This is a genomic window from Rhodococcus sp. WMMA185 (genome assembly GCF_001767395.1).
GTDB lineage: Bacteria > Actinomycetota > Actinomycetes > Mycobacteriales > Mycobacteriaceae > Rhodococcus_F.
Genome location: NZ_CP017014.1, coordinates 3,339,877 through 3,363,778, shown reverse-complemented (window position 1 = coordinate 3,363,778; position 23,902 = coordinate 3,339,877). Strand labels below are relative to the sequence as shown.

24 protein-coding genes are annotated in these 23,902 nt (G+C 64.6%); 8 read left to right on the top strand and 16 right to left on the bottom strand.

Going from position 1 to position 23,902, the window contains the following annotated elements:
* Positions 1-187: 187 nt before the first annotated feature.
* Positions 188-1,348 (top strand): PucR family transcriptional regulator, encoded by a 1,161-nt coding sequence (locus BFN03_RS15130; protein WP_070379697.1) that lies wholly within the window; start codon positions 188-190, stop codon positions 1,346-1,348.
* Positions 1,349-1,381: 33 nt separating this feature from the next.
* Here the strand turns inward: BFN03_RS15130 and BFN03_RS15125 are convergent, their stop codons facing one another.
* From BFN03_RS15125 to BFN03_RS15110, 4 genes are all read right to left on the bottom strand, one after another.
* Positions 1,382-2,026, bottom strand: coding sequence for a LuxR C-terminal-related transcriptional regulator (locus tag BFN03_RS15125; protein ID WP_070379696.1), 645 nt, complete (start codon positions 2,024-2,026; stop codon positions 1,382-1,384).
* On the bottom strand, positions 2,026-3,321 hold the full coding sequence (locus BFN03_RS15120; RefSeq protein WP_070379695.1) for a sensor histidine kinase: 1,296 nt from the start codon (positions 3,319-3,321) through the stop codon (positions 2,026-2,028). Before BFN03_RS15120 ends, BFN03_RS15125 begins: the two co-directional genes overlap by 1 nt.
* A gap of 124 nt (positions 3,322-3,445) precedes the next feature.
* On the bottom strand, positions 3,446-4,174 hold the full coding sequence (locus BFN03_RS15115; RefSeq protein WP_070379694.1) for an acetoacetate decarboxylase family protein: 729 nt from the start codon (positions 4,172-4,174) through the stop codon (positions 3,446-3,448).
* Positions 4,171-5,013, bottom strand: coding sequence for an SDR family oxidoreductase (locus tag BFN03_RS15110; protein ID WP_084385795.1), 843 nt, complete (start codon positions 5,011-5,013; stop codon positions 4,171-4,173). Before BFN03_RS15110 ends, BFN03_RS15115 begins: the two co-directional genes overlap by 4 nt.
* A gap of 131 nt (positions 5,014-5,144) precedes the next feature.
* Between BFN03_RS15110 and BFN03_RS15105 the strand changes: the two genes are divergently transcribed.
* Entirely contained in the window at positions 5,145-6,332 is a 1,188-nt protein-coding gene (locus BFN03_RS15105) for a cytochrome P450 (RefSeq protein WP_070379692.1), read from the top strand.
* Positions 6,333-6,348: 16 nt separating this feature from the next.
* Here the strand turns inward: BFN03_RS15105 and BFN03_RS15100 are convergent, their stop codons facing one another.
* Positions 6,349-7,227 carry an aldo/keto reductase gene (locus tag BFN03_RS15100; RefSeq protein ID WP_070379691.1) on the bottom strand — a complete coding sequence of 293 codons (879 nt, stop codon included), beginning with the start codon at positions 7,225-7,227 and terminating at the stop codon, positions 6,349-6,351.
* Between the two features lie 66 nt (positions 7,228-7,293).
* On the opposite strand from BFN03_RS15100, the gene BFN03_RS15095 reads away from it, so the two are divergent.
* Positions 7,294-8,118, top strand: a complete 825-nt coding sequence (locus BFN03_RS15095; protein ID WP_070379690.1) for an HAD family hydrolase — start codon at positions 7,294-7,296, stop codon at positions 8,116-8,118.
* Between the two features lie 1,068 nt (positions 8,119-9,186).
* On the top strand, positions 9,187-9,876 hold the full coding sequence (locus BFN03_RS15090) for an AMIN-like domain-containing (lipo)protein (protein WP_084385634.1): 690 nt from the start codon (positions 9,187-9,189) through the stop codon (positions 9,874-9,876).
* A 72-nt stretch (positions 9,877-9,948) separates the two neighbouring features.
* Here the strand turns inward: BFN03_RS15090 and BFN03_RS15085 are convergent, their stop codons facing one another.
* Genes BFN03_RS15085 through fadD3 form a run of 5 tightly spaced genes read right to left on the bottom strand, consistent with a single transcriptional unit; the run spans position 9,949 to position 15,558 of the window.
* Positions 9,949-10,998, bottom strand: a complete 1,050-nt coding sequence (locus BFN03_RS15085; RefSeq protein WP_070379689.1) for an acyl-CoA dehydrogenase family protein — start codon at positions 10,996-10,998, stop codon at positions 9,949-9,951.
* The gene (locus BFN03_RS15080) at positions 10,995-11,963 is read right to left on the bottom strand and encodes an acyl-CoA dehydrogenase (protein ID WP_070379688.1); all 969 of its coding nucleotides are present in this window, start codon (positions 11,961-11,963) and stop codon (positions 10,995-10,997) included. Before BFN03_RS15080 ends, BFN03_RS15085 begins: the two co-directional genes overlap by 4 nt.
* Positions 11,960-13,120 (bottom strand): acyl-CoA dehydrogenase family protein, encoded by a 1,161-nt coding sequence (locus BFN03_RS15075; protein WP_070379687.1) that lies wholly within the window; start codon positions 13,118-13,120, stop codon positions 11,960-11,962. Before BFN03_RS15075 ends, BFN03_RS15080 begins: the two co-directional genes overlap by 4 nt.
* Positions 13,121-13,993, bottom strand: a complete 873-nt coding sequence (locus tag BFN03_RS15070) for an enoyl-CoA hydratase (RefSeq protein ID WP_070379686.1) — start codon at positions 13,991-13,993, stop codon at positions 13,121-13,123.
* Positions 13,990-15,558 (bottom strand): 3-[(3aS,4S,7aS)-7a-methyl-1,5-dioxo-octahydro-1H-inden-4-yl]propanoyl:CoA ligase, encoded by a 1,569-nt coding sequence (gene fadD3, locus BFN03_RS15065; protein ID WP_070379685.1) that lies wholly within the window; start codon positions 15,556-15,558, stop codon positions 13,990-13,992. Before fadD3 ends, BFN03_RS15070 begins: the two co-directional genes overlap by 4 nt.
* A gap of 78 nt (positions 15,559-15,636) precedes the next feature.
* On the opposite strand from fadD3, the gene BFN03_RS15060 reads away from it, so the two are divergent.
* From BFN03_RS15060 to BFN03_RS15045, 4 genes are all read left to right on the top strand, one after another.
* Positions 15,637-16,884 carry an acyl-CoA dehydrogenase family protein gene (locus BFN03_RS15060; protein ID WP_070379684.1) on the top strand — a complete coding sequence of 416 codons (1,248 nt, stop codon included), beginning with the start codon at positions 15,637-15,639 and terminating at the stop codon, positions 16,882-16,884.
* Positions 16,881-17,693, top strand: a complete 813-nt coding sequence (locus tag BFN03_RS15055) for an SDR family oxidoreductase (RefSeq protein WP_070379683.1) — start codon at positions 16,881-16,883, stop codon at positions 17,691-17,693. The genes BFN03_RS15060 and BFN03_RS15055 overlap by 4 nt, the downstream gene beginning before the upstream one ends.
* A 78-nt stretch (positions 17,694-17,771) precedes the next feature.
* On the top strand, positions 17,772-18,389 hold the full coding sequence (locus BFN03_RS15050) for a TetR/AcrR family transcriptional regulator (RefSeq protein WP_070379682.1): 618 nt from the start codon (positions 17,772-17,774) through the stop codon (positions 18,387-18,389).
* Positions 18,390-18,399: 10 nt separating this feature from the next.
* Positions 18,400-19,548 (top strand): acetyl-CoA C-acetyltransferase, encoded by a 1,149-nt coding sequence (locus BFN03_RS15045; protein WP_070379681.1) that lies wholly within the window; start codon positions 18,400-18,402, stop codon positions 19,546-19,548.
* 40 nt (positions 19,549-19,588) lie between these two features.
* Here BFN03_RS15045 and BFN03_RS15040 read toward each other — a convergent pair whose 3' ends face one another.
* The 6 genes from BFN03_RS15040 to BFN03_RS15015 all read right to left on the bottom strand — a co-directional run bounded on the left by BFN03_RS15040 (position 19,589) and on the right by BFN03_RS15015 (position 23,746).
* Positions 19,589-20,437, bottom strand: coding sequence for an alpha/beta fold hydrolase (locus tag BFN03_RS15040; RefSeq protein ID WP_070379680.1), 849 nt, complete (start codon positions 20,435-20,437; stop codon positions 19,589-19,591).
* Between the two features lie 10 nt (positions 20,438-20,447).
* Complete coding sequence (locus BFN03_RS15035) at positions 20,448-21,008, bottom strand: TetR/AcrR family transcriptional regulator (RefSeq protein ID WP_070379679.1); 561 nt, start codon at positions 21,006-21,008, stop codon at positions 20,448-20,450.
* 24 nt (positions 21,009-21,032) lie between these two features.
* Positions 21,033-21,824, bottom strand: coding sequence for a nuclear transport factor 2 family protein (locus BFN03_RS15030; RefSeq protein ID WP_070379678.1), 792 nt, complete (start codon positions 21,822-21,824; stop codon positions 21,033-21,035).
* Between the two features lie 172 nt (positions 21,825-21,996).
* A complete protein-coding gene (locus BFN03_RS15025; protein WP_232320548.1) occupies positions 21,997-22,395 on the bottom strand; it encodes an RNHCP domain-containing protein in 399 nt (132 codons plus the stop codon).
* Between the two features lie 56 nt (positions 22,396-22,451).
* Positions 22,452-22,832 carry an RNHCP domain-containing protein gene (locus tag BFN03_RS15020; RefSeq protein WP_070379676.1) on the bottom strand — a complete coding sequence of 127 codons (381 nt, stop codon included), beginning with the start codon at positions 22,830-22,832 and terminating at the stop codon, positions 22,452-22,454.
* A gap of 392 nt (positions 22,833-23,224) precedes the next feature.
* Positions 23,225-23,746, bottom strand: a complete 522-nt coding sequence (locus BFN03_RS15015; RefSeq protein ID WP_070379675.1) for a hypothetical protein — start codon at positions 23,744-23,746, stop codon at positions 23,225-23,227.
* Positions 23,747-23,902: the final 156 nt, after the last annotated feature.

Below are 23,902 nucleotides of genomic sequence, written 5' to 3'. Positions count from 1 at the left end.
AACCCCACCCGAATACGGGAGGAAATCGCAATCTGCCTCGAAGAAGAGCCCACATGTTGTGAATATGCATAACGCGCTGCCGATGGAGGGTCCGTGTCGGCGATATGTCGTGCCGCCGCGTTGCCGCGATTCTAGAGTTGAAGATGTGGGTAGGACCTGACTGAGGAGCCGCGCGGAAGGAACTCCTGTGAGAAACCTCGCCAAGCGGAAACGGGAGAGTCTGCCGCGCTGGCGTGAGCTGATCTTGGGCGCAACGCACGAGGTCGATGACCTGGCCACGGTCTTCCTCGACAAGCTCGAGACCGTCGAATCTTATCAATCGGGTCTTGTGACCAGGGATGATCTCGCGAATTCTGCCCGCGAGTCGATTCGGTTGATACTCGAGGCAGTCATCACCGGCCCGGCGACGACTCGACTCGGTTCGCTTTCCCAGGAGCTGGGACGGCAACGTGCCCGACAGGGAATCCCGGTAGAAGATCTGGTGGCGGCGATCCGTCTCGACTTCGGCATCCTGTGGTCGTCACTGCTCGAGCGCGCAAATTCGACGGACATGACGGTTCTCGCACTCCATGTCGACAGCCTCTGGAGTGCGGTCGACGATCATGCCCGCGCGGTGCAACAGAGTTATCTCGAAGAGAAGGCGGCGATGGCCGCTTCCACCCGAGACGAACAGCAGACATACCTGGCAGAGCTGTTCGGGCCCGCACCCCTGGTCTCGAGCAAGGTCGACCAGGTTGCCCGTGCTCTGAAGGTCGACGCCGACGACACGTTCCGCGTCGTCGTTGCAGGCCGCGAATCGTCCCAGATGGTGCACCGGATCGCGAACACGCTCGCCGCCAGGGGCGAAGATCTCTTCGTTCTCAACCAGTCCGGCCGCGTGGTAGTTCTGTGGCCGGCGCCGCGAACACAGACCCGGGGGCCCGAGAGCCAGTACCGGCAACTACAGGAGATTTCCGGCGGCATGGTCCCGGCGGCGCGCGGTCTCGTTTCAGTGGCTTCGGCGGCGAACACAGCGTACGAGATACTTCGAACCATCCGTCCGGGTGAACACGGACTACGGACGCTCACCGACGCGTGGACGCGAGTGACCAAGAGCCGTTTGGATGATCAAACGGAATTCTCGGCATACCTCCTGTCCGGCCTCGACACGATCACGGACGAGGAACGTGACCGGATCGTCGAGACGGTGCGGGTCTATCTCGCGACTGGAAGTGTCACCGACACCGCCGCGCAATTGTTCTGCCATCGGAACACCGTGTTGAACCGGCTCGGCAGATTCGAGAAGCTGACGAGCCTGGACGTAACGGTTCCCCGGCAGGCCGCGTTGGCCTTGCTTGCGCTGGCATGAGGCGTGCGGCACGGGACGAAAACAGGTGAGTCGTCATTGCTCCAGGTATCGGAGTACTGCGAGGACACGCCGGTGGTGTCCATCCGATGTCGGCAGGTCGAGCTTGGTGAAGATGTTGCCGATGTGCTTCTCCACTGCTCGCTCGGTGATATGCAGCGCCTGGGCGAGTGCGGCGTTCGACAGGCCCTGGGCCATCAGCCCGAGCACCTCGCGCTCGCGCGGGGTGAGCCGGTCCAGAGTCTCGGCCTTGCGGCTCGAACCCATCAATTGGGTCACCACCTCCGGGTCGAGTGCTGTTCCTCCCGACGCGACCCGCTCTAGGGCGTCGACGAACTCGCCGACGTCCGCCACGCGGTCCTTGAGGAGGTACCCGACCCCGGCCGCCCTTCCGGCGAGAAGTTCAGAGGCATAACGGGTTTCCACCCATTGTGAGAACACGAGAACGCCGATGTCGGGGAACCTTCTGCGCAGTGCCACGGCCTCCACGAGTCCCTCGTCGGTGAATGTGGGAGGCATCCGAATATCGACCACGGCGACATCCGGTCGGTGCTCGGCGACGGCGGCGCCCAGGGTGGGGGCGTCCATGGCGATTGCCGCGATCTCGTGACCACGTTCGATCAGCAGCTGTGCCAGCCCGTCCCGCAGGATTGCGTTGTCCTCGGCGATCACGATCCGCATCAGAGGGCTCCGTCGACGGGGAGGGAGAGGGTTGCGACGGTCGGGCCGCCGACGGGACTGTCCACGACCAGTGTTCCGTCCACGGTGGCGGCGCGTGTCTGCAACCCGGACAGTCCGCTTCCCGCCCCGACACGAGCGCCACCCGAGCCGTTGTCGCGGACCATTACCGTCAGGGTGTGATCGTCAGAGGTCACCGACACCCACGCGCGGGTTGCGTTCGAGTGACGGGCGACGTTGGCTAGCAGTTCGGCCACTGCGAAGTAGGCAATTGCCTCGGTACCCGGAGAGGGCCGCAAGTAATCGGATACCGCGAGATCCACCGGAATCACACTGCGCGCCGCCAGGGTCTCGAGGGCGGGGGCGAGGCCGAGATCGAGGGCGGGGGGATGTATACCCCGCACCAACTCTCGCAGCTCGACGAGGGTGTCCTTCGCCGCCGCGTGCGCGCTGTGCACGAGATCGGACGGGTCCTGTCCGGCGGCTAGCTGCTCTTCTGCGCGACCCAACGTCATGGCCATCGACACGATGCGGGCTTGGGTGCCGTCGTGCAGGTCACGCTCGACACGTCTCAGCCGAGTCGCCGAGTCTTCCACGGCTGCAGTACGACTGCGCTCGAGTTGCTCGACGCGCGAGTCGCGGCGCGACGGGCCGAGTAGCGAGCGGATCAGGGAGCGGTCAAGTGCGGCGAGTCCTCGTATCGGCCACGGCGCGAGAAGCAGGCAGGCGACCCCTACCGCGGACACCAGCATCATCTGCGGCCAGGTATCGAAGTAGACGTTCCCGATTTCGATGATCGAATGTCGCTCGGTCCCGGTGGAGTCGACACTCTTGACATCGAACAACCACCACGGGATCGGCAAGATCGTCAGATACAGCGCACCTGCAGCAAACGCCAGCGCGACCAAGGCCGGAACGAACATGACGGTCTTGATCAGCATGAACAGGATCGCTCGCCAGCCTGTGCGGTCTGTCAGCCCGGAGCGGACGAATCCGATGACGCCCGGTTCTCGTGTCGGCCGGGGTGGTTCGGCCACCGCCGCACCCATCATTGTCGTTGCCAGGCTCCGGTGAACGTAACCGAAGCCTCTGGCGCCAAGGACGACTGCGGCGAGCAAGGGAAACCCCACGAGGGTGACGGCGAGCAAGAGTCCACTCCCGAACCCGGCAGCGAGGTAGGTGAGGCCGGCGAGAGCCAGCGGGACGGTGACGGCGAGGTATCCGGCCTCACGCCAAGTCTTCGCGGCGATGGGGGCTCGGAGGAACTCGACCAGTGGCGGCGCGGGAGATTCGTTCATGTCAGCAGCCTTTCACCTCCGACGTCGTCATTCGAGGGGGTGGACAGGTGAGTCGGGGGTGTGGCTGTCCACACCCCGCGAGTGACCGCCCCGGTTGCGGTCACGAGAGCAGCCACGCGCTTGCTCATATGGGCTGGGCGTCCCCGAATGTCATCGGTAGGTCGGGAATCGAGGAAGTGACGAGCGCCCGCCTCGGCAACCCCAGGGACCTCAGTTCGTCGGCGATCGGGTGGGAGCCCAGCTTCAACTCCGCCCCACCGGGTCGCGAGCGGACGCCGTTGGGACGCATCTGCCATGTGGTGACCCTTGTGACGCCGTCGAGATTCGAGTAGGCGGCGAGTGCTGTGGCGGTGTCCGGAGCCGGTACCCGGATACCACGTTTCACGCTGAGCTGAGCGATCAGGCGGTCGTCCTGGCTCACCGATGCACGCTCCACCGAACCGCTGTGTTCCACGTCGAAGTCGGCCAAGGTCTTGGGGAAGCCCCAGATACTTCTGCCGGCAGCCATGGTGAACTCGCCGTCGACCGGCAACCGGTGGATCAGTGCGCCGGCCCTGCCCTGCACGAGTGACTTGAGATCTTGTGTGACCGAAGCGGCGGCGGCGCGGTGATCCCGGACGAGGAACACGACCCCGAACTCGTTGTAGGGGCCCAGGTCTCCGTCCACGTAATCGACGAACACAAGCACGCACACGCCGCGACCCGGACGGAATTGGAGGACTTCGAGACCCGTGTGGGCAATCAAATCCTGGGCAGCGGTGGCCGGCACCGAGTACATGGCGGTGATCGCGGATGCCCGCCGAACCTCGACCGGTGTGTCGATCTGTTTGCCCAGCACCTGGTGCGACGTCATGGCGCCACCACCCCTCGCAAACCGTCGGCGCCGTAGACCGGTTCGAGCATCGACCTGAAGTCGGGGCCGCGGCGCAGCATCTGTCCGCCGTCGACATTGATGATCTGACCCGTGATCCAGGTGGAGTCCGGGCCGAGGAGGAACTTCGCGAGCGCCGCGACGTCGGTGACCTCGCCGACTCTCGCGATGGGAGTGTTCGCCAGGTAGTCCTCCAAGATCGGCCCACCGTCGGTGATGAGCGCGACGAGATCGGTGCGGGTGAGTCCTGGGCGGATGCAGTTGACGCGTACGTTGCTTGCGCCGAGTTCGTCGGCGGCGAGTTGCACCAGGTGATCCACTCCCGCTTTCGATGGTCCGTAAGCCCCGAACCAGCGGTGCGTATTGCTGCTCGCGATCGACGAAATTGCGACGATCGACCCTCCGCCCGCATCCACCAGCGCACGGGCCGAATGCTTGATCGTCAGCATGGTGCCGGTGATGTTGAGGTCGACCGTACGACGCCACGCCTCGACGTCCAGTTGGGTGACGGGGGCGATGGTCTCGTTGCCGCCCGCGCAGGCGACGACGCCGTCGAGTCGTCCCGTGTGTTCGCACGCCTGAGACACCGCGCGGATCACATCCGCTTCGACGGTGACGTCGGCGACCACCGTGTCAACGCTGTTGTCGGCGTTGCCGATTTCACGTGCCGCGTTTTCCAGTTTCTGCTCGTTGCGACCGCATATCGTGACGTGGACGCCTTCGGCTGCGAGGGTCTTGGCGACGCCCAAACCGATGCCACTCCCACCGCCGGTGACGAGTACAGAACTCTTCGCGAGTCCGTTGGCGTCGTCGGTAGCCATGCACATCTCCTTCGGGTGGTTGAACGCGGGTCTGTTCGTACCGCTCCGTCAGGATAGGAACACGTTCTATTATCGGGACACGTTTCGTCGGATTTCAATGCCGGGGAACATCTCGGCCGAGGAGCATCGCGATGGCGGACAGGCCGAATTTCGATCTGCTCGACGGACGTTTCTACTCGGGGGAGTTGGGCGACACCCACCAGGCCTACGCCTGGATGCGGGCCCGCGAACCGGTGTATCGCGCGGAGGGCATCGTCGGGGCCGCGTCGTACGAGGCCGTGCTCGCCGCCGAACGTGACCCGCAATTGTTCTCGAGCGCGGGGGGAATACGCCCCGGGGTGGGCCCGCTGCCACAGATGATCGACATGGACGATCCGCAGCACCTGCAGCATCGTCGGCTGGTCAACGTTGGTTTCACTCGCAAGCGCGTGGAGGCCAGGGCCGATCGGATCAGGGAGATCTGCGACCATCTCATCGATTCAGTGTGTGAGAAGGGTGAGGCGGACTTCGTCCGCGACCTGGCTGCGCCGCTGCCCATGGCGGTGATCGGCGACATGCTCGGTGTACGTCCGGAGGAACGCGAGACTTTTCTGCGGTGGTCCGACGATTTGATGAACGCCCTCGGAAGCAACGCCACAGACGAGGAATTGCAGGCGCAGATGGACGCCTACGCAGCATTCAGCGAGTTCACGCTCCGCACGATCGAAGAACGACGGCAGAATCCGACCGACGACCTGACCAGCGTCCTCGTGCACAGCGAGATCGAGGGGGTTCGGCTCAGCGATGAGGAAATCGTCGGCGAAACCCTGCTGATTCTCGTCGGTGGAGACGAGACCACCCGGCACGTCCTGAGCGGCGGTATGGAACAACTCATGCGCCACCCCGATCAGCAGGAGCGCCTGGTGGACGACGCCGGCGCAATCCCCACGGCTGTCGAAGAGATGCTGCGCTGGTCGTCGCCGATCAAGAACATGTGCCGCACGGTCACCCGCGACGTCGAATTCTTCGGAGCAGAACTGCGCCAGGGGGAGAAGATGATGCTGCTGTTCGAATCCGCGAACTTCGACGAGAAGGTATTCGCAGATCCCGAGGTCTTCGACATCAACCGGTCTCCGAACCCGCATGTCGCATTCGGGTTCGGCACTCACTTCTGCCTCGGCAACCAACTGGCCCGGCTCGAAGCGAAGATCATGTTCGAGCAACTGCTGTCGCGCCTGCCCGAAATGACGCTCGCTGACGACGGCCCGCTGCGGCGCCGTCCGGCGAATTTCGTGTCGGGACTCGAGCAGATGCCGGTGAGGTTGGGTGTCGTGCGGTAGCGGTTCGCTCGCCTACTTAGCGCGCGCCTGCCTGGTACTGGTCCGGATGGGCGCCGACACGGATACCGCTGTCCAGCGTGTCGATCTCGCTGAGGTCCTGCTCATCGAGTTCGAAGTCGAAAACGTCTATGTTCTCACGGATTCTCGAATCGTGAACCGACTTGGGGATGACGATCAGGCCGTTCTGAAGATGCCAGCGGATCATTACCTGAGCCGCGGACTTGCCGTGCCGGTCGCCGATGCGCGTGATGATCGGCTCCGTCAGTAGGGTGTTGGGCTTCGATCTCTTGCCCCAGCCCGAGTTGCTGGTGCCGCCCAGCGGACTCCACGATTCGACGGCGACGCCGTGCTCGGCGCAGAAGTTCCGGATGTCGCGCTGGGCGAGATGCGGATGCAGTTCCACCTGGTCGATCGCGGGCAGAGCGCGTCCGTGGTCGATGAGTAGCTGCAGGTGGTGGGGTTCGAAGTTGCACACGCCGATCGCCCTGGCTCGTCCCGACTCGGCAATGGCCCCCAGCGCGTCCCAGGTGTGGAGGAGGCGGTCGTCGCCCTGTAGCGGCCAATGGATCATGTAGAGGTCGATGTAGTCGAGACCGAGGCGGGCCAGGCTGGCGTCGAACGCCTTCAAGGCCGGCTCGTATCCGTGGTCGCTGTTCCACAGCTTCGTGGTGATGAAGATGTCTTCGCGCGGTACCGATGAGGTGGATATGCCTCGGCCGACGCCCTCCTCGTTGCCGTACGCGGCTGCGGTGTCGATGTGGCGGTAGCCTGCCTCGTCCAGGGCGAACCGCACGGCGTGTTCGGTTTCGGCATTGGTGGCCTGCCAGACGCCCAGCCCAAGTTGGGGGATGACGGTTCCGGAATTGAGCACAATGCCGGGTACGAGATGGCGCATGTGATCCAGGTTATCGATACTTCATTTGGCCGCGCGCGGATACGACGAGCCTGGCATTATGCCGGGGTGACTCGAACTCGGCTGGTGGCTACCGACCTCGACGGCACCCTGTTGCGCTCGGACCGCACGATCTCTCCCCGCACTGCGCGGGCGATGGAGGAGGCTCGGCGGGCGGGCGTCGAGATCGTGTGGGCGACGGCCCGTGCCCGTCACTCGGTGCACGAGTTGGCGCAGTCATGCGGGTTTCGCGGCAAGGCGATCTGCGCGAACGGCGCCGTGATCCTCGACCTCACCGACGGATCCCCGAAGATCACCGCGACGACCACGATCGCGATGGAGTCGGCGGCGGCGGCGATGAACCGCGTGCGCGCGGTGATGCCAGGGGTGGCGTTCGCGAACGTCGGCCCCACCGGGTTCGTCGCCGAACCGGCCTACGCGGCATTGTGCGAATTCACCGACCACCAACGGCACCCGCACGAGATGGCACTGTCCGAACTGCTGCCGCTGCCGGACGAGCCGATGGTCAAGATCGTCGCGAGGCATCCGGACGTCTCCGGTGCCGAGCTGTATCGGACCACGGTGGCAGCCGGCGTGGAGGGTATGGAACTGACCCACTCCGGTGCGCCATACGTCGAGATGTCTGCGTCAGGGGTGTCGAAGGCCAGCGCCCTCGCCGAGCTGTGCGCGGCCGAGGGGATCAGCTCGTCCGAGGTCGCTGTGGTCGGTGATGCGACCAACGACGTCCAGATGCTGAAGTGGGCGGGGACGGCGCTGTGCCCGTCCAACGCGATCGATGACATTCTGGCCTTGGCCGACCGCGTCCTGCCCAGCAATGACGAAGACGGAGTCGCGAGCTTTCTCGAATCATTGATACTGCAGCGTGCCGTATGAAAGAGATCTGAGTTAGTGCGAATTGTCGATCACGACACACTCGTGACCCAATCGCAGGTCACGCCGGACCAGCCCTTGCGGGCCGCCTAGTTGTCGGTTCCGTTGCCTTGTTCCCGAAGCTGATCGGGCGTGCGAGATGATGCTTTTTCTTCCTTGGCTATCGGGAGGGCCTTGGCGCAGTTGTCGACGTTGAACTCGCCGCCGACGCCTTCGACAGGATGGCGGGCGGTCCACTCGGTTATCAGGACTGGGGACTATCTGTTTCGGCAGGAGCGGGAACAAACGGTGGTGCTGTGAAGGGGTTGGGGGCCCCGCAACGGCGGTCGCCTTCCGCGCCTTGGGCGTTTCGCCACTGCGGGTCACTGCATTTGCTTTCGAGGTTTTCGGGATCGTCCGGGGCGGGAACGAACGGTGGTGCTGTGAAGGGGTTGGGGCCCCGCAACGGCGGTCGCCTTCCGCGCCTTGGGCGTTTCGCCACTGCGGGTCACTGCACTTGCCCTCGAGGTTTTCGGGATCGTCCGGGGGAGAGGCAGTCTGCAACCTAAGAGTAAGTTCACCGGCTGTTTCGGAGCGACCGTCATCGGCCGGCCTCACGGGGGAAACAGGAACGCCGGCGGCCGTGCTGGTGGCAGCCGGGGCGGTCGAGGATGGAAGGTGCAGGGTGGATTCAGGGCTTTGCTCACTTGGCGCGCCCTCTCCACCGCACCCTGCCATCAGCAATGCCATCATCGAGATGAGCGTTGCACCAACAGCATACGACAATTTCACGGCCATACTCCGATTCGTTCTATGCGATTGGGTCATGAGATAGTTGTCCGACTGGTCCGTTTCGTTACGGAGAGTGGGAGGGGTCGATCTTGGTGCCGGTCGCGCATGCAAAAAATGCCCGATCAACTCGATACGAGAGGTCGCCCGGCGATCCCTTTGCGGAGTGAATTCTGCAACAAGCCTCCCCGATCCGGCCCACAACGAACGTGTGAAGCCGATCTCCTGTTTGGTTGATCGACGTTCTACTGGTGTCGTGCGCGCTGGTCGCGCTACGACAATTCCTACTACGGAAGGTTGCCCTTGCAAACCCGACTCAGCACGATTGCCGCCGGACTGACCTGCGCAACAGTCGTATTCACTGCCACAGGATGTGGGGGTGTTGACGCGGACGCAGCAGAGAGCACCACGACGACGTCAGCCGCCGTGACCACGGCCGGAGCCACCGACGGTGCGATGGCCACATCGGCCGCAGCATCGGAGTCCGCCCCCGCTCGCGTATCGACCGAATCGACTTCCGAGGGCGTAGGTGAACAAGGATCGGATTCGAACTCGACACTCCCTACCGGCACAGGCCCACAGTCGTCGCCTGCCTCGACGTCGGCAGATCTGACGTTGACCGACATACGGGTCGGCAAGCATCCGGGCTTCGATCGGGTGGTCTACGAGTTCACCGGTCCCGGAACACCTGGTTGGCGTGCCCGCTACGTCGACAGCGCCGTTCAGGACAACAGCCTCGAGCCCATCTCCGTGGCGGGAGAGGGGATCATCCAGATCTATATCAACCAAATCACGTTTCCCTCCGACGACTCTGGGGTCAGGTCATTTCCCCCGGTCTCGGGCGCTGGGGGCGTCGTGACCGAAGTCAAGGAAGGGGCCAGTTGGTCCGAGGGTGATATGCAGTCGTTCATCGGGACTACGCGTTCTCAGCGCCCATTCACCGTCTTCACGCTCAGCGGTCCTACCCGGGTAGTGGTCGACATCGCGAATTGAAGCCAGGCCAATTGAAGCCAGGCCAATTGAAGCCAGGCCAATTGAAGCCAGTCTGTGAGGAAAGCGGTGTGATCACAGTCCCGCGAGCTCGGCCAGCCTCGGCAGAAATTCCCTCGGCTGCCCGAACAACTGCGCGGTGCTGTGGGCCCGCTTGAAGTAGAGCTGCGCGTCGTGCTCCCAGGTGATGGCGATGCCGCCGTGAAGCTGGATGGCTTCGGCCGCGACTGTCTCGAACGCCTCCGAGCAGTACACCTTCGCGATGACGGCGTCCTCGTGCGTTCCTGACAGCGCCGCGGCGTACGACATCGATCGAGCCGTCTCCACCAGCGCGTACATGTCGGCCATGCGGTGTTTGATGGCCTGGAAGGATCCGATTGCCCGACCGAACTGCTTGCGGGACTTCGCGTACTCCACCGTTTGTTCGAGCGCAGCGGACGCCGCACCGACCTGTTCCGCTGACAGCGCGATCAGTGCCACCGCGCGTAGTCGTTCGACGAGGTCGGTGGGGGAGGCGAGCTTGCGCGCCGAGGCATTGTCGAAGCGCACCTCGGACAGCGCCCGCGTCGGGTCCATCGTGGGAACGCGGCGCCGGCTCACGCCCTCGGCGGCCGGATCGACCTCGAACAGACCCTCGGAGGTCAGTACCAACAGCACGTCCGCGACGTCGCCGCCCAGAACGTACGACGCTGTCCCTGACAGCGTGCCGTCCGCAGCCGACACGCCGAAACCGCTCCAGCCCGCAGGCTCCGCCCAGCACAGCGCGGCCACCGAGCCGGCCGCTACGCCGGGCAGCAGACGAGCGCAGGCTTCGTCGTCACCCGACAGCACGAGCGCTTGGGCGGCGAGAACGGCGCTGCCGAGCATCGGCGACGGCGTCAGTGTTCTGCCCAGTTCTTCCTGCACCACATGCGTTTCCAGCAGCGACGCGCCGACCCCGTCGTACTTCTCCGGGATCGCGAGCGCGGCGACGCCGATCTGCTCGCACAGCGTGCCCCACAGCGCCTCGTCGTAGCCGTGCTCGGTGGTCATCGCCCGTCGGACGGCGCCAGAGTCCGAACGCTTGGACAACAGGTCCCGGACCGAGGACCTGAGAGCCGCTCGCTCTTCGTTGTCGAACGTCATGACGCACTCACCAGCGAGTCGACCACACGTGCCCGATGGAATGCAGGTGTGCCCCATGCCGTCACGAGCGCTCGAACCTTCACGAGCCACAACGACAGGTCATGTTCCTGGGTGTACCCGATGGCGCCGTGCACCTGCAGCGCGACGCGGGCGGCTCGATAGGCTGCGTCCCCGCACGCCGCCTTGGCGGCCGAAACATCGCGCGTCGTAGCCGCTGAACCGTCGCGGACTGACAGTGCGGCGCCGTAGAGCAGCGGCCTCGACATCTCCAGCCCGACGGCGACCTCCGCCAGGTGATGCTTGATGGCCTGGAACCCTCCGATGACCTTGCCGAACTGCTTGCGCTGCTTCGCGTAGTCGGTAGTGACCTCGAGCAATGTCTCCCCGAGCCCCTGCAGCTGGGCTGCGGTCGCGAGGGCGCCCAGGTCGAATGCGGGAGCGGAGTCGCCCTCGCCGAGCGCCTCCGATCCGGTGAGCGAGAACAGTCGCCGAGACCGGTCCACCGACGCGAGAGCCGAACCCGATTCGCCCAGGTGGATGGTCGAGCCGTCGACCAGCAGGGCGAGATCGGCGGCGTCGGCATCGACGGCGAACGGCACGTGTGGCGGCGCCGCCACGGTGGCCAGCGATCCGGATGCCAACTCCGGCAATTTCTCAGGCGCCACCTGTGCGAGTAGGGCGGGGGCGACGGCGATCGTCTCGGCCACAGGGCCCGGGACGGCGTGACGTCCGAGCTGTTCGACCGCGACCACCAGATCGACGGGATCGGCACCGAGTCCATCGTGTTCCTCAGGGACCAGCAGTGCGTTGACGCCGGTCTCGGCGAGGCGCCCCCACAGTTCGAGGCCAGGTTCGGTGTCGCCGGTGCTCCATGCGCGGATCACCGTCGGCATGTCGGCCTTCGTCAGCAGCGCGTCGATGCTGGACGCGAAGTCGGTGTGAGAGGCATCGAGTGCGAACCTCACCGGTCCCCCTTCGGTAGTCCGAGCAGGCGCTCGGCGATCACGTTCTTCTGGATCTCGTTGGTGCCGGCGTAGATCGGTCCCGATAGTGAGAACAGGTAGCCGTCCATCCAGTTGTCCGCGAGCTCGGCCGAGGCGCCCTGCAGCTCGAGCGCGGTTTCGTGGGTGGCGATGTCCCACTCGGACCAGAACACCTTGTTGATCGACGACTCGGCGCCCAGTTGCCCGCCTTCGGCGAGCCGGGTGACGGTGCCGAACGTGCTGAGCTGATAGGCGCGGGCCCCGATCCAAGCGTCGGCGACCTTGCTGCGAAGGGCGGTGTCATCCATCTGCCCGCTGGACCTCAACAGCTCGACGAGCCGGTCGGTGGTCGCGAGAAACCGGCCCGGGCTGCGCAGCGACAGGCCCCGTTCGTTGGACGCCGTACTCATCGCGACCCGCCATCCCTCGTTCACGCCGCCGATCACCCCGGACTCACCGGGGTCCGCGGGGTCGTCGGGGACGAACACGTCCTCGAGGAAGATCTCCGCGAATCCGGGCTCGCCGTCGAGTTGATCGATCGGCCGGACGGTCACGCCCGGTGAACGTAGGTCGAACATGAAGTATGTAATGCCCCTGTGCCGCTGTGCTTCCGGGTCGGAGCGGAACAGGCCGAAGCCCCAATCGGCAAAGCTCGCCCGGGAACTCCAGGTCTTCTGCCCGCTGAGCACCCAACCTCCGTCGACGCGGCGTGCGGTCGATCTCAGTGATGCGAGATCGCTGCCGGACTCCGGTTCGGACCACGCCTGCGCCCAGATGTCGTCGGCGCGAGCCATGCGCGGCATGATGCGGGCGAGCTGCTCGGCGCAGGCATGCTCGAACAGCGTGGGTGCCAACAGGAAGATGCCGTTCTGGCTGACACGTCCGGGCGCACCGGAACGGTAGTACTCCTCCTCGAAGACCACCCATTCGAGCAGCGACGCATCACGGCCGCCGAGTTCGCGTGGCCAGGACACGACCGAGAGTCGGGCGTCGGCGAGCGTGCGCTCCCACTCGCGGTGCGCTTCGAAACCCTCGGCCGTGTCCATCGAGGGCAATGGTTGTGCTGGAACGTTGTCGCGCAGAAATGTCCGGACCTCGTCACGGAAGGCGAGGGTGGCATCGTCGAAGTCGAGGTCCACCTACTTCGCCCCCTCGCTCGAGTTGCGAGCGCTGGCAGCCATCGACTTCGCGTCCATGCCGCCGAGCGAATCGGTGTCGATCTCGGCGTTGTGTGCGTGCGCGAAGTGATGCAGACCGAAGACGGAGTCCATGCCGTTCCGCATGCCCATCTGGTCTTCGCACTGATTGACGGCCTTCTTGGTCAGCGCCAGTCCGAACCGTGGCATCGCCGAAATGCGCTCGGCAATGGCGAGGGTTTCCTTCTCGAGATCCTCACGAGGGACAACCCGGTTGACCATGCCCACCTCGTAGGCCCGCTGGGCGGTGAAACGGTCACCGGTGTAGAGGATTTCCTTCGCGAATCGCGGCCCCAACATCCACGGGTGCGCGAAGTACTCGACCCCGGGAATGCCCATACGTACGACTGGATCGGAGAAGAACGCATCATCCGACGCCACGATCAGGTCGCAAACCCATGCCAGCATCAGTCCGCCGGCGATGCAGGCGCCGTGGACCATCGCGATAGTCGGCTTCGGGATCTCGCGCCAACGCCGGCACATCCCGAGGTAGACCTCCATCTCGCGGGCAAATCGCTGATCGCCGCCCGGCTTGTCGACGTGGTCCCACCACATGACGGCCTTGTTGTCGTAGTGGACGTGGTGGTCGCGCCCGGGGGTACCGATGTCGTGCCCCGCGCAGAAGTGTTTTCCGTTGCCGGCGAGCACGATTACCTTCACGCCGTCGTCCTCGACGGCCCGTTCGAATGCGGCGTCCAGAGCGTAGGTCATCACCGAGTTCTGGGCGTTTCGGTAGTCGGGGCGGTTGAGCGTCACGAATGCGATGCCGTCGCGCACCTCGTAGGTGACCACGTCACCCTCATCGGGGACCGTCATATCTTCTCCTCACGCAGAATGTTCTTCATTACCTTCCCGGAAGGGTTCCGGGGCAGGGAGTCCACGAACCGCACCGAGCGGGGGACTTTGAAGTTGGCCAAGTGCTCCCGGCAGTAAGCGATCACCTCGTCCTCGGTGATATCGGACCGGCGCACGACGAAGGCGCGCCCTACCTCTCCCATGCGCTGGTCGGGAACTCCGATGACCGCGGATTCGGCGACGCCTTCGAGCCGGGCGAGGGTGTTCTCCACCTCCGTCGGATAGACGTTGAAGCCACCCGAGATGTACATGTCCTTGAGGCGGTCGGTGATGTCTACATAGCCGCGGTCGTCGAGGGTGCCCACGTCGCCGGTGCGCAGCCAGCCGTCCGGGTCTATGGTCTTGGCGGTTGTCTCCGGGTCGTCGAGGTACCCGAGCATCACGCCCTCGCCACGCACGAGGATTTCGCCCTGATCGCCGATGCGCACCTCCATACCGGGGACGGCGCGGCCCGATGTGGTGGAGACGGTTACCGGATCGTCGTCCGTGCGGCACATCGTGATCATCGCCGCCTCGGTCTGACCGTAGGCGGTGAGGACGGCGTCGAAACTGAGTTCGGACTGCATGCGTTCGACAAGCACCACTGGAACCGCGGCAGCCCCCGTCACGGCGATTCGCAGGCTCGACAGTTCGTAGTCCGCGCGGTCTGGGTGATCGAGAATGCACTGGAAGATCGTCGGGGCGCCCGGCAGCACGGTGATCTGCTTCGCCTGCACGGTTGCCATCACCTCGATCACGTCGAACACCGCCATGGGGACGATGGTCGCGCCGCTGAGCAGGCAGACCAGGATGCCGGCCTTGTACCCGAAGGTATGGAAGAACGGGTTGACGATCAGGTAGTTGTCCCGTGATGTGACCTCCGCGCACTCGACCCACACTGCGGCGGCGCCCACCGCCTGCCGATGCGCGCTCATGACGCCCTTGCTCTTGCCCGTGGTGCCCGACGTGAACATCACGTCGGAGACGTCGTCGGGGGAGACGGATTCCGCGCGGGCATCCGCCTCGGCTCGAGTGCCGTCGCCGGCGAGTCCGAGGAAGTCGCCGAAGTCCAGCACGTTGGGGGATCGGGTGTCGCCGTCGCGCTCGTCCCCGTCGATCTCGCTCCCGCCGATCGGTATTCGGATGACGGTGGGGATGTCGAGGGTCGGCGACGCCTCCCGCAGCGACGTGTAGCGGTCGGCGCCGAGGAACTTGTCCACGACTACCAGTACGGATGCCTTGGAACGCTCGAGGATGTCGAGCGCCTCGGTGGCGGTGTAGCGCGTGTTGATCGGCACCAGCGTGGCGCCGGCGTAGTGGGTGCCCAGTGCCGCGATCACCCAGTGATAGGTGTTCGGCGACCACATGGCCACGCGCTCGCCGGGTTGCACTCCGCGGGCACAGAGTGCTGCGGCGAAATCGCGGACACGATCGCGTAGCTGTGTGAAGGTCAATTCGACACCGCCATCTGCCACTGCGGTGAGGTCGCCGAAGTTACGGGCGGCCCTTTTCAGCGCGGACGGGGTGGTTGTCGGGTATTCGATCACTGCGCTCCCTAACTAACAAGGCTCCCTAACTAGCAAGGCTCCCTACCTAGCAAGTGCTTGGTAGGTTATCTTACAGACGTGGACCAGAGCGAGAGCCCGGACGAGCCGATCACCAACGGCAACCTTGACGGCGACTTTGACGCCGATTCTGACGGCGATTTTTCGCGGACCGTCAGGACATGGCTGGCGGACAATCTCACCGGTGACTTCGGCCGACTTCGGGGCAAGGGCGGGCCCGGCAGCGAGCACGAGTGTTTCGAGGAGCGGCTTGCCTGGGACCGACACCTCGCTGCCGCAGGGTGGACCTGCCTCGGCTGGCCGCAGGAGTACGGCGGCCTTGGAGCCACCCTGGCGCAGCAGGTGCAGTTTCATCAGGAATACGCGAAGTCGGGGGCACCGGCGCGGGTCAGCCATATCGGCGAGGAGCTGCTCGGCCCCACGCTCATTGCGTTCGGCACCGAGGAACAGAAGCGCCGCTTCCTTCCCGGTATCAAGACCGTGACGGAGCTGTGGGCGCAGGGCTATTCCGAGCCGGGCGCGGGTTCCGATCTCGCCAACGTGTCGACCACGGCACGACTCGATGGCGACAGGTGGGTGATCAACGGGCAGAAGATATGGACGTCCCTCGCCCATGTCGCGCAATGGGCGTTCGTGCTGTGCCGCACCGAACCGGGCTCGAAACGGCACCGGGGCCTGAGCTTCCTGCTGGTGCCGCTCGATCAGCCGGGCGTGACCGTCCGCCCGATCCAGCAACTTACCGGCACATCCGAGTTCAACGAGGTCTTCTTCGACGACGCGGTGACGGAGGCCGATCTGGTGGTCGGGGAGCCGGGGGACGGCTGGCGGGTCGCGATGGGGCTGTTGACCTTCGAGCGTGGCGTCTCCACACTCGGTCAGCAGATCGGGTTCGCGAGGGAGCTGCAAGGTATCGTCGATCTCGCGAAAGCCAATGGCGCAGATATGGATCCGAACATTCGGGAGAAGATTGCCCGAGCCTGGATAGGGCTGCGCGTGATGCGGGCCCATGCCATGCGCACACTCGAAGCGGGTGCTTCCGGCTCGGAAGCGTCCGTCGCCAAACTGCTTTGGGCCAACTGGCACCGCGATCTCGGACAGTTGGCGATGGAGGTTCGGTCGGCGGATTCGCTGCTCGCCCCGACGGGCCCGACATCGGACGTCACCGACCCCGAACATCTCGAACTCGACGAATGGCAGCGGCTGTTCCTCTTCACCCGTGCCGACACGATCTACGGCGGATCCAACGAGATCCAGCGCAACATCATCTCCGAGCGCGCGCTCGGACTTCCCCGAGAGGTACGACCGTGAACAGACCCACTGTGAGCTCACCCCTTGCGACCGCGCCCGTCGAGACGGAGGGGCACGACCTGTTGAAAGGCAAGAAGGTCGTCGTCACCGCCGCTGCCGGAACCGGAATCGGGTTTGCCTCCGCGCGAAGGGCGTTGCTCGAGGGTGCCGACGTGCTGGTGTCGGACTGGCACGAGCGCAGGCTGGGCGAGACCAGGGAGAAGTTGGCTGCCGAGTTCCCCGGGCAGGTGGTCGAGTCGCGGGCATGCGACGTGTCGAGCACCGAACAGGTGGACGCCCTGATCTCCGGCGCGGCCGAGGACCTGGGCCGGATCGACGTGCTGATCAACAACGCCGGACTGGGCGGTGAGACACCTCTGGTGGACATGACCGACGAGGAGTGGGATCGAGTCCTCGACATCACGCTGAACGGAACGTTCCGCGCCACCCGCGCGGCGCTGCGCTACTTCAAGGGCGTTCCACACACTGGTGTCCTGGTGAACAACGCGTCCGTTCTCGGCTGGCGGGCCCAGCATTCGCAGGCGCACTACGCGGCGGCGAAGGCCGGTGTCATGGCGTTGACCCGCTGCAGCGCGATCGAGGCCGCCGAGTACGGCGTGCGGATCAATGCCGTCGCGCCATCGATTGCCCGGCACGCGTTTCTCGCGAAGGTGACCAGTGAGGAACTTCTCGATGCGCTGGCGTCCCAGGAGGCGTTCGGTCGAGCCGCCGAGGTGTGGGAGATCGCCGCGACCATCGCGATGCTCGCCAGCGACTACACCACCTACCTCACCGGTGAGACCGTCTCTATTTCGTCGCAGCGCGCGTAGGAGATGCGCGCGCAGGCGATGTCGGCATCCCGATCTCGGTTTGATACCTAGCAAGCGCTTGGTTGATAGGATGAGAGGATGACTCCACCCCAGGGCAGCGTCGATTCTGCAAACAAGACCGGACGCAGGGCCGAGTTGCTCGAGATCGCGGCCGGACTGTTCGCTGAGCGCGGCCTGCGCGCTACCACGGTGCGCGACATCGCGGACGCCGCCGGCATTCTGTCGGGCAGCCTCTATCACCACTTCGATTCCAAAGAATCGATGGTCGACGAGATTCTACGGGGCTTCCTTGACGACCTGTTCGGCAAGTACCGGGAGATAGTCGCGTCCGGGCTCGACAATCGCGCGATGCTCGAGGCATTGGTCACCACGTCGTACGAGGCGATCGACGCTTCCCACTCCGCCGTCGCGATCTATCAGGACGAGGTGAAGCATCTCATCACCAACGAGCGCTTCGCGTACCTGTCCGATCTCAAAACCGAATTCCGTGAGCTGTGGATGGGTGTACTGAAGGCCGGGGTGAAGGACGGCAGTTTCCGTCCCGACATCGACATCGAACTTGCCTTCAGGTTCCTGCGAGACACCGCCTGGGTGTCCGTGCGCTGGTATCGGCCCGGTGGTTCGGTCACGGTCGACACCGTGGCCAAGCAGTACCTCTCGATCGTTCTCGACGGGCTCGCGAGTCCCCACAACTGAGGAGCTTCCCATGACCGAGGCATACATCGTCGACGCCGTCCGCACACCGGTCGGCAAGAAGAACGGCGGCTTGGCCGGGGTGCACCCCGCCGACCTTGGCGCACACGTGATCCGAGCGATCGTCGAGCGGACGGGGATCGACCCGTCGGCGGTCGACGACGTCGTCTTCGGGTGCGTCGACGCGATCGGCGGACAGGCCGGCAACATTGCTCGCACGGCCTGGCTCGCCGCCGGCTACCCGGAGGCGGTTCCCGGGGTGACCGTCGATCGGCAGTGTGGATCGAGCCAGCAGGCCGTGCATTTCGGTGCGCAGGCGATCCTCAGCGGCACCGCGGATCTCATCGTCGCGGGCGGCGTGCAGAACATGAGCCAGATCCCGATCGCATCGGCGATGGTCGTCGGACAGCAGTACGGCTTCGACACACCGTTCGGCGGGTCGACCGGCTGGACCGAGCGGTACGGCGACCAGGAGGTATCGCAGTTCCGTGGTGCCGAACTGATCGCCGAGAAGTGGGGCATCAGCCGGGAAGAACTCGAGCGCTGGGCACTGCGGAGCCACGAGAGGGCGCGAACCGCGATCGCGGAGGGGCGTTTCGACCGAGAGATCGTCCCGGTGGGTGCCGTGACGACGGATGAAGGACCGCGCGAGACGAGCCTCGAAAAGATGGCGTCGCTGCAGCCACTCGCCGAGGGTGGTCGCCTCACCGCGGCGGTTGCAAGCCAGATTTCCGACGGAGCAAGCGCGTTGCTGCTGGCGTCGCCGGAGGCTGTCGAGCGGTTCGGCCTGAAGCCCCGCGCCCGCATTCATCACCTCAGCGCCCGTGGCGCCGACCCGATCTTCATGCTCACCGCACCGATCCCGGCAACGCAGTATGCGTTGGAGAAGACGGGTCTGAGCATCGACGACATCGACCTGGTCGAGATCAACGAGGCGTTTGCGCCCGTGGTGCTCGCATGGATCAAGGAGATCGGTGCCGATCCGGCAAAGGTGAACGTCAACGGTGGTGCCATCGCTCTCGGGCACCCCCTGGGCGCCACCGGCACGAAACTGATGGCGACGCTGCTCAACGAACTCGAGCGCACCGGCGGTCGCTACGGGCTGCAGACCGTCTGCGAGGGCGGCGGAACCGCCAACGCCACCATCATCGAACGACTCTGACGGCTCGGGTGAGGGCGGGCTGACGATGCCCGCCCTCCTGCTACGCCGCCAGCTTGTGGGCCTCGACGAATGTGCGGAATCGCTGCAGCCACTCGTCGTCGGCGTCCTCGTGAGAGAAGTGGCCGGCATCGTCGAAGACGGTCAGCTCACTGCCCTGGATGAGTTCATGCAAGCGCTCGGCATTCGAGGGTCGGACGAACTGGTCGTGGGCGCCCCAGGTGATCAGCACGGGAACGGTGATGGACGACAAGCGCTTCTCGAGCTCAGGCAGTTCTGCCGCGTACGACCCGAGGAAGTCGAGCGAGTTGCGGTTCTTCTCGGGGTCGAAGCAGATCGTGCGATACTCCTCGACTGCGGCGGCTGACGGCGTGAAGTGGTGGTACCCCGCCGCGGTCGCCGCACCTAGATTCTGCTTCATCAGTAGTCGTCGCATCGGCGGTCGGGCTCCGAGCCATCGGACCACTCGGGATCGGGTCGCCGCTCTGAGGGCCGGGTCGAAATCGGAGGGCCAGGTGCCCGGGCCGTCGAAGATGTTCAGCCCGAGTAGTCGTTCGGGTCGGTTCGACGCGAGCCACAGCGAGACCGGGACGCCGATGTCGGGCCCGATCAGGAAGACCTGGTCGATTCCGTTGGCATCCATCAGCTTCACCAGGATCTCGGCCTGAGCGGAGGGTCGCATGACCGATCCCGATCCGGTCGACTTGCCGAAGCCCGGCAGGTCGACCGCGAGGAGGTCGAAATTGTCGGCCAATCGCTCCCAGAGAGATTCCCAGCAGCGGATGGACTGCGGGAACGCGTTGGTCATCACGACCGTCGGCCGACCGCCGTTGTGAACCCGGGCGATCCTGAGGTCGTGTCCGTCAACGGTCTGTCGTTCGAATCGCATCATGACGGTGCTCCTAACGGGTGATCTGGGTGGTGACGATGGTTTTGGCATCGTGGTACGGCTGGGTCGTGCGGGTGGCACGCGCCAGGGTGACCGACCCTTCGTAGGCCGCGACGATGAAGCGGCCGAGCATCGTCGCTTGCTCGGAGCCGACCCCTGATGCGCGGAGCGCCGTCGTGTAGGCGTCGGCCCACGCCGTGAAGACCTCGGCCACCGCCTTCTGGATCGGAACCGAGTCTGCCGGTGCCTCGGTGGCCGGAACACCGATCGGGCAGCCGAGCGTGAAGTCGTTGGCCTCCATCTCGTGGGCCGCAGCGTCGAAGATGATGGCGATCGCCTCGGTGAGCTCGTACCGCTCGAGGACGTCGGCGATCTGTGCGGCTGCCGTGAGTCCTGCGCGGCGAACTGCGGATGCGACCAACTCTTCTTTGCCGCCGGGGAAGAAGTGGTACATCGAGCTCGAGGACACGCCGGTGCCCCGCAGAAGATCCTGCATGCTCGTGCCCGCGTAGCCGTGTTCGCGGATCGACAGCAGCGCGGCGTCGGTGAGTCGGTCGGCAGTCTTGGATGGCATTGGTGTTTCTGGCCTTTCGTCGAATCAACCGGGGAATGTGTGGCCGGCCGGACTGGTGAAGTTGGCTTCGAGGACATCCCAGTGCTCGTTGACCTTGCCAGCTGCATCGAAGCGCCAGATGTCGACGCCGACTAGTGGCGGGGTGCCCATCGTCTCGCTGAGGTAGCGGGTGTAGGTCCAGGCGAGGTCGCCCTCAACAATCGTCCACTGGTAGTCGTTGGGATTGCCACCCAGCATGTCCACGAAGCCGGCGATGCCCTCGGCGCCGTTTGGGATGAACGGGTTGTGCTGGGTGTAATCGCTGAGGAGTTCGTCGCGCAACGAGGTGTTGCCTGCGAGGAATTCGGTGACGACCCGCTCAGCGATCTGCCGGTTGCGTTCGAGGTTCTGGGGACCGACCGAGGAATGCAGCCCGGAGAACATGTCGTTGCCCGAGACGGGCTCGGTGGCGACCTCCTGGGTCACCTCCACGGCCTCGACGATCCGGCCGGATTCGATGGTGAAAATGTGCGCGACAGCGACACCCGGTCCGCCGTCGATCACTCGATCGGCGTTCCAGCGGTAGTGGGCGTGAACACCGATCCGGTTACCTTCACTGACGGTGCGGTGCACGGCGATCAGGGGACTGGCCCCGGCAAAGGTCGCTGCGAATTCGGCCCATGCGTCAACGCCATCGCCGATCCGCGACGAGTAGTGGCGCAGGTCCGCAGCTGCAAGAGTTCGGAGCCGACTCGGGTCACCGTGGTTGTACAGGGCTTCCAACATCTCGACGACCTGGTCGGCGGTGACGGTCGTCGATGTGGGCTGTGTAGTCATTGGTAGTGCCTTCCGTGAGAAGGATGCGATACTCGAATCCTAGTTGGATGGATCATTCCAGTCAACAGTACGCCGTGGACAGTCGAACCATCCCCACACGGCTATGGCTCGTTCCGGTCTCGATCGGAACGAGCCATAGTGCTTGCTCACCTGTGTGAGGCCGCGTTCCAGATCACAACGCGATCAGCATGCGATGGACGATGTTGTTGTCTCGCAGCGGTCTTAGCGCCAGTCGCGCTAGAACCAATGCGTTGTCGTCGCCGGCGATGCGGTTGGCGCTGAGCTCACCGCACGACAAGCACTGGTGGATAATCGTCCACTCACCAGCGTCCCGGACAGATATGCTCACCGCCTCCATTCGGCCACGGCAAGAAGCTGCCCGGTCGCCGGGGAGACGACGGTCAACATGCAGGCTGGTCAGGCAGTTCGGACAATGGTTGCGGTGCCTGGTGCCTGGCGCATCCAAGGACACGTCCAGTCGGCAGCCGACGCACCGGAAGTCGTTTGTCCGGTGCCCACCCTGACTGTGCAGGACATCCTTGTGCCGTTGGGGCCGTCGTCTGGCCTGCATACGGACGCGTCGATTCTTGTTGCGTTTGGACATGCGGTCACCTCCTTCCCGATTGATCAGAGGTCGCCGAGCGATTCGAGCGGGAACGGCGGCTGTGCCAACGGGCGCACCGCCGTGCGCATCAAGATGAGCCGATTATCGTCGGCACAGACGTGGTTCGACGTCAGTTCATCGCAACGCACACATCGATGGATAACCATCCACTCACCGGTGCGGTGCACGGCGATGGCGATGGGTGACATACGGCCGTGGCAGTCGCTGACGCCGCCCTCGACGTGGTCGAGAACGTGCTGAGAGTGCAGGCATGACGGACAATGGTTTCGTCGCACGCCATCTCCGTCGACCGTGGACACGGTCAGTCCGCACCATGTGCAGGTGAAGGTGCCGATCTTCAGGACGTTGTTCGGTGTGCTCGAATGAGATTTGTTGCTGGACACCCGAGGTGCTCCTTGCTACGAGGTCTGTGATGACAGCAAGGGCAGGCCGAGTGGCCCCGACGAGACAGTCCACTCCAAAGGCCGCAACAACGCGGCGATGCAGAGGTGTGGCTGGATCAAGGCACCGGATATGGCGCGTCCTAGCACCGTCTCGAGGGAAGACAGTGCTGAATTTCTAGACGGCTGATCAGGCGATGCAGCGAGGCGCACTCGGCGCGGGCTGGGCGGGCTTGGACACAAAGCTCATTTCTCTTGTTGGGGCGCGACAGGCCCGGAGGAGGTCTTTGGCAACCGTGCGAAATTATCAACACCCCGGCTTGTCCTGCAATCGATTAATGGTCTGATCGTCGCCTTCTCGGCTCCCGTTGCCGTCCACCACCTAATGTGGCCGTTCAGTGAGCTCTTGGCGCACGGGTCCGCGCAAAGACATAAACGCAGGAGCCGAGGACCGTCGCCAGGCCAAACACGAGGACCGCCGCCAGAACCCAACCACCCGGCACGATCGTCCCGGTCGCGGTCAGACCGGAAAGAACGACGCCGGTAGCGATCACCATGATCATGGCAGCCCCGGCCGCTTCCAGGCCCGACGCGACAATATCGTTGAATGCCTCGCGCTGCTCCGCGGCTGTCCAGTACGCGTGTGCGGACCGGCTAGGCAGATTGATCGCCGACGCAGGCACTTTCGGTATGTACCAGCGCGCACCACCGAACACCGCGAGGAACAAGGCTGCTATTCCGCACATGCCGCCCAAGAAGTAGGCCGTGCTGTCCCACCGGTGGACCTCACCGCTGGTGTCGAATTGCCCCGGCACCCTTTCTAGTCCGAGAGACAGCATCCACACCACCGCACCACCAAACGCCAAGACAGAGAACCCGAGTGCAATACGAGTCGGCTTGCTTCGACGAATCGACATGTCTCGGACACTACGGCGCTCACCCAGACCGTAAGAATGGGCGCCACCGAATGAGCTGGTTGTCGAGCAGATCGCGAAACCGGGAAAGTGTCGATGTGAGGCTATGTAACGGTCTCCTTGCTAGAGCGGATATACCGGCCGTCCGTTACTTTTGTG